The following is a 12,236-nucleotide window of genomic DNA, read 5'->3' as shown; positions in this document are numbered from 1 at the left end:
ACGCGGCCTCTCCCCACTTGCCTCTTGCGAGGTCTCGTCTAGGCAGCGAGATCGATTGAGACGCTGGCGGGACAGCGCCCCCCTCTGGCCTGTCGGCCATCTCCCCCACAAAGGGGGAGATTGGCAGCTTCAACGCCCCGCCCCTACGACATCAGCGGCATTGGCCCTTTCAGCGCCTCCGCCAGCGCGTCTCGGAAGACCGCGATCGGCCGCGCGAGCCTTCCCGCCGGCGGGCGGTGGAGCAGCCAGCAACGCACTTGCGGCTTGAAGCCGGGGCAGTCGACCACCTCGACCGCGTCGCGCCACGGGCTGCCGGACAGCGCGCCGGGCGTGACGACGCCGATGCCGTGGCCGCGCGCCACCAGCGACATCCTGAGATCGGCGCCCTGCGCCTCGACGCCGACGTGGAAAGGCAGCCGCGCCACCTCGAAGCGGTGGCGGATGAAGGCGCGAAAACCGCAGCCGGTCTCGTTCAGCACCCAGGGGTAACGCGCAAGGTCGGTGTGCTCGGCCGGCTTCGACACGCCGAGGCTTGGCGAGGCGATCAGCAGCACCGCCTGCACGCCGAGATCGTCGCCGACGAGCTCCGGCGGCGGCGCCACCCCATCGGCGAGGCAGACCGCGACGGCGTCGATCTCGCTGTGCAGCACCTGCTCGACCAGACGCGGCGACAGGCTGGAGGTGATCTTCAGCGTCAGTTGCGGGAAAGCTGCGCGCAGGCTGTCGAGCGGCTCGGAGAGCGCGCTGGTCGAAAGATAGGGCATGATACCGAGGCGGAATTCGCCCCTCACCTCGCCGGCCGGCGACACGCCCGCCTTCAGATCCTCCAGCGAGCGCAGCACGCGGCGGCCATGCTCATAGGCCTCGCGGCCCGAGGCGGTCGGCTTCAGCGGCTTCGACTGGCGGTCGAGCAAAGGTGTGGCCAACCGCTCCTCGAGATTCTGGATGCGGCGCGTCACACCTGGCTGGGTGAGGTTCAGCCTCGCCGAGGCGCCGACGATGGAGCCGGTCTCGACGACGGCGACGAAAGCTTCGAGGTCGTGAATGTTCATGCGCATCTCGCATAATCATTATCAGGTCAATTCAATTGTAGCATTATGATCGTTTGCAATAAAGTCCTCGCTGGATATGCGAACAACAGGAAGTCTCATGCACGGCACACACAACACGCAACTGGCGGAGCGGCCAAGTGAAACCGCCGGCACGATCACCCGATCGCAGACGCTGCTGTTCGCCGCCGCGGTCGGCATCATCGTCACCAACCTGTTCGCGCCGCAGACGCTGGTCGGGCTGATCGGCCCGTCGCTGGGTGCAGCGGCGTCGGAAAGCGGCATCGTCTCGATGGCGACGCTGCTTGGCTATGCCGCCGGCCTGTTCTTCCTGGTGCCGCTCTCCGACCTAGTCGAGAACCGGGCGCTGGTGCTGCGCATGCTAAGCGCGGCGGCGCTTGCCGCCGCCGTCGCTTCGTTCGCGCCCTCGGCCGCCTCGCTGCTCGTCGTGCTGTTCGTGCTCGGCGCCGCCTGTTCTTGCATCCAGGTACTGGTGCCCGTCGCGGCCTCGATGGCGCCGCCCAGACAGGACGGGCGCGTCATCGGCGACGTGATGAGCGGGCTGATGATCGGCATCCTGTTGTCGCGACCGCTGGCGAGCCTGGTCGCTGACGCCTTCGGCTGGCGCGCCTTCTATGGCATCAGCGCCGCGGCACTGGCGCTGCTCGCCATCCTGCTCGGACTCACGCTGCCGAGGCGGCGTCCGCTGGCGCATTCCAGCTATGCGGCGCTGCTCGTCTCGCTGTTCGATCTGTTGCGCCAGGAGCCGGTGCTGCGTCGCCGCGCGCTGACGGCTAGCTTGGTGATGGCCGCCTTCAGCGTGTTCTGGACGGCGGTGGCGCTCAGGCTTGCGGCGCCTCCCTTCGAGCTTGGCCAGAGGGGCATCGCGTCGTTCGCGCTGGCCGGCGCCGGCGGAGCGGCGGTGACACCGATCTTCGGCCGCGCCGGCGACCGCGGCTTCACCCGACCGGCGACGGTTCTCTGCCATCTCGGCCTGATCGCGGCGCTCGGGCTCGCTGACTGGGCGGGTGCGGCCGCAGCCGGCGCATGGCTGCCGCTGCTGCTGATGGGCGCCAGCGCTGTGCTGCTCGACATCGGCGTCATCGGCGACCAGACGTTGGGCCGCCGCGCCGTCAACCTTTTGCGGCCGAAGGCGCGCGGGAGGCTCAATGGGCTGTTCGTCGGGATATTCTTCATCGGCGGCGCGGTTGGCTCGCTGCTGGCGGGGATTGCCTGGGCGTGGGGCGGATGGAATGCGGTCTGCGCGGCGGGGGCGGTGTTTGGGATCGCGGCGCTGGTGGTGGATTGGGTGGGGTAGCGCGGCGCAGGAGCGCGCATAATCTCCCCCCTTGAGGGGGAGATTCGCGTCGCGCTAGCCAATCCCGCCCGTCACGGTATACGCCCCCGCCGCACGCCCATCCGGCAGGCGCACGATGGCAGTGGCGATCGAGCCATAGGAGCCGCGCCAGACGCTGTGGAAGCCTTGATGCATCGCGGCCGGTACGACTAGGCGGCCTGTGTAGCGATTGCCGTCCACCTGCATGATGACAGGCTCGCCGTTGACGTGGACTTTGACGACCACCGGTCCGATCTCGCCCGCATCGATCTGCAGCGTGATCGCGATCTCGTCGGTGTCGCCGGCGTCGATCGTCTCGGCACCCAGCGAAAGCGCAAGCGGCGCATCGCCAGCACCACCCGCCGAGCCCCTGCCCTCCGCAAACACATCATCCGCCAGCGCCGGCGTGCGCGGCGGGACGGTGCGACGCTGGGTGGCACGCTCGTAGTCGCCGGCGAAGCGCACCAGCGCCGTGTCATCATAGGCCTTGCCGGCGAAGGTCAGGCCCACCGGCATGCCGATATCGGCCATGGTGCCCATCGGCACCGTCACCGTCGGGATGCCGAGATGGCGCCAGACCAGATTGCCGTTGGCGACCCAGGTGCCGTTGCGCCAGGCGAGTTCGGCGGAGGCCTCGTTGACGTCGGCATCGGCCGGGCCGACATCGGCGGCGGCCGGCAGCACCACGGCGTCGAGGCCGTTCGCCTGAAGCCACTCCTCGAAATCGACGCGGCGCGTTGCCTCAAGCCCCTTCAGCCCGGCCTCGATGGTGGGGATGTCCTCGAGCGGCGCCACGCCTTGCCTGGCCCGCTCGACATATTCGGCAAGGTCGAAGCCGTCCTCGCCATAGCGGTCGGGCAGTGCGCCCGGCGGCCGCGGGAAAATCTTCGGGCCGTCGGTCGAGGCGAGATCGGGGAGCGCCGGATCGGCGTTCGCGCGCAGAAAATCGTCCCACGACCAGATGGAGAGGTCCCAGAGCTCGCGTTGGGCAAACTCTTGCGGCACCAGGCCGCGATCGACCATGGAGCGCGCGCCTGGACGGTCGCGCTCGTAATTCGAGACGACAGGAAAATCGAGCTCGATCACCTCGGCGCCGAGCGCTTCAAGGTCGCGCGCCGCCTGCCGCCAAAGGTCGAGCACCGAGGCGCGCGTCTCGATCGGACGGTCGACGCCTTCATTCTTGCCGATATACATTTTCGGCACGCCGAGCCGCCTGCCCTTGAGCGCGCCTTGCAACGCCAGCTCGGTATAGCTTGCCGGCCTGATTTCGGACGCTTTCGGGATCGACACCCAAGGCTGCACGCGCCAGAAATCGCCGCGCGTCTCTTCATCGTCGGCGACGATCACGTCGAGCAGTTCCAGCATGTCGGGGACGGTGCGCGTATGCGGCACCACCACATCCATGGTCGGCACCAACGGCCAGTTGCCGCGCACCGAGATCACGCCGCGCGAGGGCGTGTAGGCGACGAGCGCATTATTGGAGGCCGGCGCGCGGCCCGACGACCAGGTTTCTTCGCCAAGCCCGAAGGCGGCGAAACTCGCGGCAGTTGCCGTGCCCGAGCCGTTGGACGAGCCGGAGGCGAAGGCAGCGGTGAGATAATCCCTGTTATAGGGGCTCTCGGCCCGGCCATAGACGCCGCGCTGCATGCCGCCATTGGCCATCGGCGGCATGTTGGTGAGGCCGATCAGCACCGCGCCGGCGGCTTTGAGCCGTTCGATGGTGAAGGCGTCCTCGGTGGCGACGAGATGCTCGAAGGCCGGCGAACCGGCGGCCACCGTCAGGCCCTTCGCCTTGTAGCTGTCCTTGGCGGTATAAGGGATGCCGTCGAGCGGGCCGAAGGTTTTGCCCTCGCGCCGGCGCCGATCGGAAGCTTCGGCCTCCTCGAACATTTTCGGGTTGAGGATGGGCACCGCGTTGAGCGCGATGCCGTGGCGGTCGTAGTGGCCGATGCGCCTCAAGTAAGCGCCGACCAGCTCGACGCTGGTGACGGTGCCGTCCTCCAGCGCGCGGCGCAGGTCTGCGATCGAGGCTTCGACGAGGTGGAGCATGATGGCGAGCGAATTCCTTTGCAAAGGTTGCGTTCCGTCACACCCCCCTCTGCCCTGCCGGGCATCTCCCCCGCAAGGGGGGAGATTGGCTGGCGCGCAGGCTTTCGCCAATCGCCGGCGTTGCAGGGCGAGCGGGGCGCAGAAGCTGCCAATCTCCCCCCTTGTGGGGGAGATGGCCGGCAGGCCAGAGGGAGGCGCTGTCCCGCCGGCGTATCAGGTGATCCAACAGACTCATTTTCCCTGATGAGCGCCCGCAGCCTCCAGCCGCCGCGCCTTGCGCTCGATCCACCAGTCGTTCTGCCAATCTTCATAGCCGAGAAGCGAGCCCTCCATCCGTTCGAGAACTTCGTTCCAGCCGGTTTTGGCGGAGACTTTTAACACGAGCAGAAACGCGTCTATCCGCCACTCCTGCCCGGGGAGTGAGAAGAAGGCGCGTCGCCATCCTTGGAAGTCGGGGAAACGGGCGCGCTCGGCTTCGGTGAATGGGGTATCGATGATACGGCGCACCAACCGGCCCGAGTGCACAAACGGATCGAAGCGAGCCAGCGTTTCCGTCAGCCATGCCGCCGGATAAGCGTCATGAAAGACTGCCAGCGGTTTGCGGCCTTCCAGCATCAGCGGCAACTCGAAATTCGTGTGAACGAGATACGGTGTCTCGCGGATCGGATGCCAGGACTCGATGTGATTGAGCTTTAGGTCCGGCTCGCAAGGTGGAATGCATATCGCGCCTAGCCTTTCGAGGTCTCCGGGATCCAATTCCCATGAGCCTGATAGCTGTGTGGTGCTGCAACCCAGAACCGCGCCAAGCTTTTCCAGGTCAGCGATGTGAATTCGAGCCTCGGCAATCGCCGACCCGGTGACCGCATCGATCTCCTGCAGGACAAAATAGGTGGATTCGGCAGTGTTGCGCACAGGGCGACGATGGCTGCTCGGACAAGACTTGTACAGGTCTTCTTGTCCGGCCGCATTCCTTCGCGCCCCCCTCTGCCCTGCCGGGCATCTCCCCCACAAGGGCGGAGATCGGCTGTCACACGGGCTTTCGCCAATCTCCAACGCTACTCCGGCGCCCCCGCGAACAGCACCACCCCATCGCCGCCCGCCGCCGGCCAGTCGCGGATGGTGCGGTCGATGCCGCCGGTGAGAAGCTTGCCGTCGGCGCCCCCCCGCGCCTTCCCCACACAATGGCGGAAGGCGCATCAGCCATCCTAGCCGAGCTTCTTTCCAAGGCTAAGTGCAAGACATCACACGAGGAAAGATAAATGCGTATGTCTTCTTCGTTCCAGCCGGCTGCCGGATTTCGGGTTTACTCGGCCAGTGGACAAATATCCCGCCGCCTAAGCCGGACGCGCAGACGTCTCTCGCTCCATTAAGCGACGACCCGTGAGCAGAAAGCCACACTCCCCAAGAATAAAACGCTCGACCACCCGCGTTAGTTGACAGCAAACGCCCATATGACATTATCCGGCGGGATTTTTCAGGAGGGCTATAGCATGAAGAAGATTTACGAGAAGCCTACTTTTGTCCGCAAAGGCAAGCTTTCGGCTGTCACGGCAGACAACGGCGCCGCCTCTGGCCCCGTGATTCCGGGCTGAGCCGAACCGCGGAGATTTTGAAAACGTTGTTCATAGAGGATTCTATCGGGGGAATCTCAATCATGAAGAAAGCCTATGAAAAGCCGGCCTTGGTCAAGAAGGACAAGCTCTCGGCGGTAACGGCGGTCGTTAACGGCGGCTCCGTTATCATCCTCCCGCCGCCGGGCTGATCGGAACAGTTAGAACCGTCTGGTGGCAGTGCCGCCAAGGCTGGTCCATAGTTTTGATGACAAGCGACACGGCCTATATTGTCTAGGCTGCTTGTTGGCTTGTCTCGATTCGGGGAATCCGGGAGACGCGCCATGAAGAAAATCTATGAGAAGCCCGCGCTGGTAAAGAAGGGCAGGCTTTCGGCGGTCACGGCCAATGGCGGCGGCTCCCTCGTTACGCTCTAGGGCGTGTTGAGATTCAGGTCAGGCCGAGCCGAAAATGGTGGTTTCGGAGAACCGGCGCGGAGCGTACTTGAAGTACGTGAGCACCGGCCTACGCCGGCCGTAGCCTTAATTTAACTGCCACGCCACTCATGAGCGCTTCGGCCGGCGAAGGCCGGAAGCGCAGGAAACCGGCATTTGCAGGTCGGCATCACCTGAATCTCAACACGCCTTAGCACGAAAGCGCGTTGCATTCAGGCAAGGCCGCGCGTGGCCCACACGCATCAGAGCGCCAGCACCAGATCGTCCAGCACCATCTGCCAGTGATGCTTCGTCGACAGGCGCACACGCGTCACCGCCTTCAACATCGGCGCGTAGTGAACCGGCGCCAGCGCCGACAGCGTGATCTCATCGCGCGCGACCGGTTCGTCCCCCAGCCAGCTTTCGACCAGTGCGGTCTCACCTTCTGAACCCAGCCAGGCCGCAGTCAGCATCACCGAATCGAAGCCGAAGGGCGCGGCGCGAGCGAACTCCGCCGGATGGCCGCTGCTGGTATAGGCAATGTAGGCGCCCGAGACGTTGCCGTTGACATAGCCCTCGCTGTTCTTGGTGTGATCGCGCGCCATGGCGTTGAGATTGTACCAGTCGAGCCCGGCATGGCCCGACGGGATCTTGCACAGGCCGCGCGTGGTGACATCGTCGAAGCCGATGGTGATGAGCGCCGCATCGGCCCCGAGCGCGCCGGGCGCAAGCAGGCCAAGTTCGGCCGGATAGGCCGACAGCGCGAGGCGCCGGTCGAGCCCGCCGCCGGCTATCGCAACTTGATCGGCCTCGCCGGAAACAGGGAAGCGGAAAGCGGCTGCCGGACCGAGCGCGTGGCTTTCGAGCACCTTGCCCCTGCCCATCACCGACAGCGTAGCTACCGCCCCAACGGGCATCCTGCCGTTCACCGTGCGCAACGGCGCGAGGCCGACCGGCCTTGGCAGGCCCTCCCCGGCCAGCCCGACGAGCGAGCCGGGCGCGTCCGCCAGACGCACAAGCTGGTTCTCGTTGGCGCCGCTGGCGCGCCAGCCCGGCGGCACCGAGACAGAAAAGCGGTAGGTGCCGGGCGCGCGGATCGCCGCGCTGCGCCGCTTCGACGACATCGGAAAATTGGCAAAGCCGGCAGGATTGGTCCGCGACAGGGCTAGGAAGCGGCCCTCTCCGTCGAACAGCCGCACCGCGATGCCGGCCATCGGGCGGTCAGCCTGGCCATAGGTCCCGTCGCGATCGACATCCATGAAGACGAAGGACGAGAAATTCAGCTTGCCGGATGTCGGGCCCCAGGCACTGTGAGGCGCATAGTCGCGGCTTGGGTCGGGGTTGCCGCGCGCCCTGCGGCGCTTGCGCCGCCAGCGCAATGCCAGAACGATGAGGGCGACGGCGCCGGCGAGAACGAGGGCGGAAATGAAGAGAACGAGGGCGTTGTCAGCCATGATGATGGGCGAGCGATGGCTTGAGAAAAATATCCAAGATGAAAAGCATAAAGTCCGAGCCCCCTCCAAGTCCTGCAAAAGCTAGCGTGAGACGTCGTTGCTGCACAGCCATTACTTGCGAGATGCTGACATCAAACGTGGAGACGCCGGCGGACAGCGCCCCCTCTGTCCTGCCGGACACCTCCCCCACTTTGGGGGGGAGATTGGCAGCTTCGGCGACGGCGCCCTTTCTGCAACGCTGGCGATTGGCGAAAGCCGGCGTGACATCCGATCTCCCCCCTCGAGGGGGAGATGTCCGGCAGGACAGAGGGGGGCGAAGGAACACAAAGCCTGGAGTTTTCCAGAGGCCCCTCACCCCAGCTCCACCCACACCGGCGCGTGGTCGCTGGGATTGTCCCCTCCCCGCACCTCGCGGTCGATGCCCGCTCCGTTCAGCTTGCGCGCCAGTTTCTTCGACAACAGGATGTGGTCGAGTCGTAACCCCGCGTCGCGCGGCCAGCGGTTCCGGCGATAATCCCAGAAGGTGTAAAGCTTCTCCTCTTTCGGGAAGACTTTTCGCAGCGCGTCGGTCCAGCCCTGCTCGATCAGCGCGGCGAAGGCGGCGCGGCTTTCAGGCTGCACCAGAGCGTTTTCGTCATAGGAGCGGGTGGGGTAGATGTCGCGCGGCTCGGGCACGATGTTGTAGTCGCCGGCCAGCACCACCGGCAGCCCGGTGTCAAGCAACTCGCCCGCATGCGCCGCGAAGCGCTCGTGCCAGGCGAGCTTGTAGGCAAATTTCGGCCCCGGCTGCGGATTGCCGTTCGGCGCATAGAGACAGGCAATGACGATGCCATCGACCGCTGCCTCGATGTAGCGCGCCTGGCGGTCGGCATCGTCACCGGGCAGCGCGTCGCGGGTCAGCACCGGCTCGGCGCCGCGCGCGAGGATTGCGACGCCGTTCCAGGTCGCCTCGCCCTTCCACACCGCGCCGTACCCGGCCTTGGCGAGCCGGGTCAGCGGAAACTGCGTGTCGCGCGCCTTCAGTTCCTGCAGGCAGACGACGTCGGGCTTGGCGCGCGCAAGCCAGGCGAGCAGGTTTTCCAGCCGGCTGTTGATGTTGTTGATGTTGAAGGTGGCTAGTTTCATCTGGAGTGCGGGGAGACGCCTTTCTCTTCGTCATCCTCGGCTTGACCCGAGGATCCATGCCGTGACGCTTGTCGTGGTACACGGCGGGGCAGAATTCTGCTCCGTTGCAACGCCTTAATCTCACGGAATGGATCCTAGGGTCTGCGCGCGTCGCTTCGCTCCTTGCTCCGCCCTAGGATGACGAAGTCGATGGCGCCAGCCTGGCCTTTATCGTCTCCGCCACCATCTTCAAATGATCCGCCGTCGAAAACCCCGAAATCGCCTTGCGCGGTTTCAGATCGTGGTCGCCGTCCTCCAGCCAGACCACCTCTATTGCCGCGGAAAGCCCGTAGGTCGCGACCTCGTCCTTGGTGCCGAACTCGTCGCGCGTGCCCTGGAAGATCAGCGTCGGCGTCTTCAAGTCGGCGAGATGTTTTGTCCGGAGCTGCTCGGGCTTGGCCGGCGGATGGAACGGATAGCCGAGGCAGACCAGCCCGGCGATCTCGCCTTTCGCAAACATCTCGTCGGCGACCATGGAGGCGACGCGCCCGCCCATCGACTTGCCGCCGATGATCAGCTTGCCGGTCACGCCCTTGGCCCGGAGATCGGCGATCGCCTTGATGTATTCCGGGTTCACCGACTCGGCACGAGGCGGCGGCTTGCGGTGGCCGTAGCGGCGCGCGGCCATGTAGTGGAACTCGAAGCGCGCGACGCGGAAGCCGGCCGCGGCGAGTGCTTTTGCCGTGGCGGCCATCGAGGCCGAGTCCATCGGCGCGCCCGCGCCGTGGGCGAGAAGGATGGTGACGGGGGCGGTGTCGGGGCCGTCGAAGAGGAAGCGGGTCATGGGGTGGCCTTCTTGCAGAGGCCGAGTCCCGTCACACCCCCCTCTGTCCTCCCGGACAGAGGGGGATGTTCAAGCGCGAACATCTCGCTCTCTTGCCATGTGCAGATCCACGAATTGTACCCCCTTCTGTGCAATCCGCGACCATTCGGACTCAGCATCGAGCTCCAGATAGCGCACCCACAGCCGGCGCGCTTCCATCAGGTTGCCCGCATCGAATTCCAGCCGCGCAAGGTTGAACACCGGGTCGGCATAGGTCTTGTCCAGCGCCGTCGCCTTCTGCAGATGCCTGCGCGCCGAAGCAACCTTGCCCTCGTCGCTCATCAGCCCGGCGAGGTTGAACCAGGCTTCGACGAAGCCCGGATCGAGCTTTATCGCACGGGCATAATCATGCGCGGCTTCCGCCACGCGGCCGGCGCCGCGCAGGCAGTTGGCGCGGTTGAAGGCGGCGATCGCGTCTTTCGGGTCGATCGCCAGGCAGCGCTGGTAGAGCGCGGCCGCGTCGTCGTGGCGCCCCTCTTCTTCCGCGCCTTCCGCCTCGGCGAACAGCTCCTCCAGCGTGTCGTCTCCAAACATTCCTGAATTTGGCGAGCCGAGGTCGAACAGCAATTGGCCGTCGAGCTCGCTCCTTCCCTCGTCGAGATAGATCGCGTCCGGCCGGCCGTGCTGCGAGCCGAGGTTGAGCGACTTGGCTGTGAGCGAGGCGACCGGGCCGGAGCGATGCACCGAGCGCGCGATTGCGCCCCAGGAGGCGCCGCTGGCGATCAGCCCGGCATATTTCCTGGCCAGGATCAGGTCGCGAAAAGAATAGGGTTCGGAGTCGTGCTCGAAAGCGTCGAACAGCGACAACATGTCGAGATCGTCGCCGGCAAGCCGCGACTGGTCGATCAGCGATTGCCTGGAGAGCGACGAGGCGTCGGGCGCCTTCATCAAACCGAGCAGGCGGAGAAAACCATTCTCGCTGATGAGGCGGCGACCGGCGTCGCGCTCAGCTTTCACACGGCGCTCGATCTCGACGTCGCCGGCTTTCGCCAGCGCCGTCTTGGTAAGAAGCGTTCGGCCGAACACGACATGCGTGGTGCGGCGCGTGACGCCGCGCCTCAGCTCCGCATGGCGGCGCTCGACCTCGCGCGCGGCGAGTCGCAATGGGAAGGCGGCCAGCGCGCCGACGACGCCGAAGACAGCGCCGGGGAGGATCACCGGCCCTCCGGTCGCTTCTTGCTCTTGCCGACGGCCTTCAGCAGGTTCGCCTTCAGCGGGTTCTCAGGCGCGCCGCCGCCGGCGGCCGCCTTCTTGGCGGGCTTGGCCGGCGCCTCGTCGGCCTTGCTCTTCGACTTGGCCGGGGGCTTCGCCTGCTGCGACAGGCTGGCCTTCAGCGCATCCATCAGGTTGATGACGTTGCCGCGCTCCGGTGCCGCCGCAATGATCGGCTTGTGGCCCTTGAGCTTCTCGCGGATCATCGCCATCAGCGCCACTTCGTAGCGATCCTCGTAATTCTTCGGATCGAAGTGGGTTTCCTTCTGCTTGATCAGCGCCTGGGCGAGGTCGAGCATTTCAGGGTCCGGCTTGCCGGCCGGGATGTTGCCGAAATATTCAGCCGTGCCGCGCACTTCGTTGGGATTCCTCAAGGTACAGACGAACATGCCGTTCTCGCGCGCGCCGATCGTCACCACGCGCTCGCGGCTGGAGAGCACAAGGCGCGCGATCGCCAGCTTGCCGGACTTGCGCATCGCCTCGCGCAGCACCACGAAGGTCTCCTCCGCCATGGCCCCGTCGGGCGCGAGATAATAGGGCGAGTCCTGATAGATGACATCGACCTCGCTCTCATCAACGAAAGCCTCGATGTTCATCGTGTGGTTGGATTCGATCCGGACCGCTTCGAGGTCGCTGTCATCGATGATGATGTACTGCTTGTCCTCGTATTCGTAGCCTTTGACCAGGTCCGAGCGCTCGACAAGGCCGAGCTCAGGGTCGACCGGCTTCATGTTGATGCGGTTGTGGGTCTTCTTGTGCAACTGGTTGAACGAGATGCGTTCGCTCGCGCTGGTGGCCGGATAAAGCCGGACCGGACAGCTGACGAGGCTGAGCTTGAGGTAACCTTTCCAACTTGCCCTGGGCGCCATGATGAACTCCTACGCGGCCATGCACTGACATTCTAGCTTGAGCATGATCTCCTCCAAAAACCGGTTCCCACTTTGTGGGATCATGCTCTCTGCAGCGCTTCGTCCGAAGGACGGTTGGCGCCGTGGAAATCCTACACCGACCCCTGAGCTTACGAGCAAAACCCTAGCGAAGTGTTTTCGGGGCAGACCGGAGGATAGTTCAAATTGTAGCGAGCGTCGATGGAGGTGGGTCGAGACGCCGGCGATTGGCAGGAGGCCTCGACACTTCGTCATTCTAGGGCGGAGCAAGGAGCGAA

At 65.3% G+C, this 12,236-nt stretch carries 13 protein-coding genes; 4 read left to right on the top strand and 9 right to left on the bottom strand.

The window, feature by feature from the left end; translation table 11 throughout:
* Positions 1-143: 143 nt before the first annotated feature.
* On the bottom strand, positions 144-1,052 hold the full coding sequence (locus ABID26_RS28945; RefSeq protein WP_354417235.1) for a LysR family transcriptional regulator: 909 nt from the start codon (positions 1,050-1,052) through the stop codon (positions 144-146).
* A gap of 97 nt (positions 1,053-1,149) precedes the next feature.
* On the opposite strand from ABID26_RS28945, the gene ABID26_RS28940 reads away from it, so the two are divergent.
* Complete coding sequence (locus tag ABID26_RS28940) at positions 1,150-2,367, top strand: MFS transporter (RefSeq protein ID WP_354417234.1); 1,218 nt, start codon at positions 1,150-1,152, stop codon at positions 2,365-2,367.
* A gap of 54 nt (positions 2,368-2,421) precedes the next feature.
* Here the strand turns inward: ABID26_RS28940 and ABID26_RS28935 are convergent, their stop codons facing one another.
* From ABID26_RS28935 to ABID26_RS28925, 3 genes are all read right to left on the bottom strand, one after another.
* Positions 2,422-4,434, bottom strand: coding sequence for an amidase (locus tag ABID26_RS28935; protein WP_292304999.1), 2,013 nt, complete (start codon positions 4,432-4,434; stop codon positions 2,422-2,424).
* Between the two features lie 231 nt (positions 4,435-4,665).
* Positions 4,666-5,346 (bottom strand): hypothetical protein, encoded by a 681-nt coding sequence (locus ABID26_RS28930; protein WP_292304729.1) that lies wholly within the window; start codon positions 5,344-5,346, stop codon positions 4,666-4,668.
* Between the two features lie 143 nt (positions 5,347-5,489).
* The gene (locus ABID26_RS28925) at positions 5,490-5,612 is read right to left on the bottom strand and encodes a hypothetical protein (RefSeq protein WP_292304730.1); all 123 of its coding nucleotides are present in this window, start codon (positions 5,610-5,612) and stop codon (positions 5,490-5,492) included.
* Positions 5,613-5,924: 312 nt separating this feature from the next.
* On the opposite strand from ABID26_RS28925, the gene ABID26_RS28920 reads away from it, so the two are divergent.
* The 3 genes from ABID26_RS28920 (at position 5,925) to ABID26_RS28910 (ending at position 6,421) form a co-directional block, all read left to right on the top strand.
* Complete coding sequence (locus ABID26_RS28920) at positions 5,925-6,026, top strand: putative RiPP precursor (RefSeq protein WP_126100784.1); 102 nt, start codon at positions 5,925-5,927, stop codon at positions 6,024-6,026.
* A 62-nt stretch (positions 6,027-6,088) separates the two neighbouring features.
* Entirely contained in the window at positions 6,089-6,196 is a 108-nt protein-coding gene (locus ABID26_RS28915) for a putative RiPP precursor (protein WP_126100785.1), read from the top strand.
* Positions 6,197-6,328: 132 nt separating this feature from the next.
* Entirely contained in the window at positions 6,329-6,421 is a 93-nt protein-coding gene (locus ABID26_RS28910; RefSeq protein WP_126100786.1) for a lasso RiPP family leader peptide-containing protein, read from the top strand.
* A 260-nt stretch (positions 6,422-6,681) separates the two neighbouring features.
* On the opposite strand, the gene ABID26_RS28905 is transcribed toward ABID26_RS28910, so the two are convergent.
* From ABID26_RS28905 to ku, 5 genes are all read right to left on the bottom strand, one after another.
* Positions 6,682-7,872, bottom strand: a complete 1,191-nt coding sequence (locus ABID26_RS28905) for a hypothetical protein (protein WP_126100787.1) — start codon at positions 7,870-7,872, stop codon at positions 6,682-6,684.
* 351 nt (positions 7,873-8,223) lie between these two features.
* Positions 8,224-8,997 carry an exodeoxyribonuclease III gene (locus ABID26_RS28900; protein WP_126100788.1) on the bottom strand — a complete coding sequence of 258 codons (774 nt, stop codon included), beginning with the start codon at positions 8,995-8,997 and terminating at the stop codon, positions 8,224-8,226.
* Between the two features lie 172 nt (positions 8,998-9,169).
* On the bottom strand, positions 9,170-9,820 hold the full coding sequence (locus ABID26_RS28895; RefSeq protein WP_126100789.1) for an alpha/beta hydrolase family protein: 651 nt from the start codon (positions 9,818-9,820) through the stop codon (positions 9,170-9,172).
* A gap of 69 nt (positions 9,821-9,889) precedes the next feature.
* Positions 9,890-11,017 (bottom strand): tetratricopeptide repeat protein, encoded by a 1,128-nt coding sequence (locus ABID26_RS28890; RefSeq protein ID WP_292368747.1) that lies wholly within the window; start codon positions 11,015-11,017, stop codon positions 9,890-9,892.
* Positions 11,014-11,940 (bottom strand): non-homologous end joining protein Ku, encoded by a 927-nt coding sequence (gene ku, locus ABID26_RS28885; RefSeq protein WP_354417230.1) that lies wholly within the window; start codon positions 11,938-11,940, stop codon positions 11,014-11,016. The genes ABID26_RS28890 and ku overlap by 4 nt, the downstream gene beginning before the upstream one ends.
* Positions 11,941-12,236: the final 296 nt, after the last annotated feature.

Origin of the sequence: Mesorhizobium shonense, assembly GCF_040545255.1 — a bacterium.
GTDB lineage: Bacteria > Pseudomonadota > Alphaproteobacteria > Rhizobiales > Rhizobiaceae > Mesorhizobium > Mesorhizobium shonense.
Note: the sequence above shows the minus strand (reverse complement) of the source record. Positions and strands in the feature narration are given on the sequence as shown.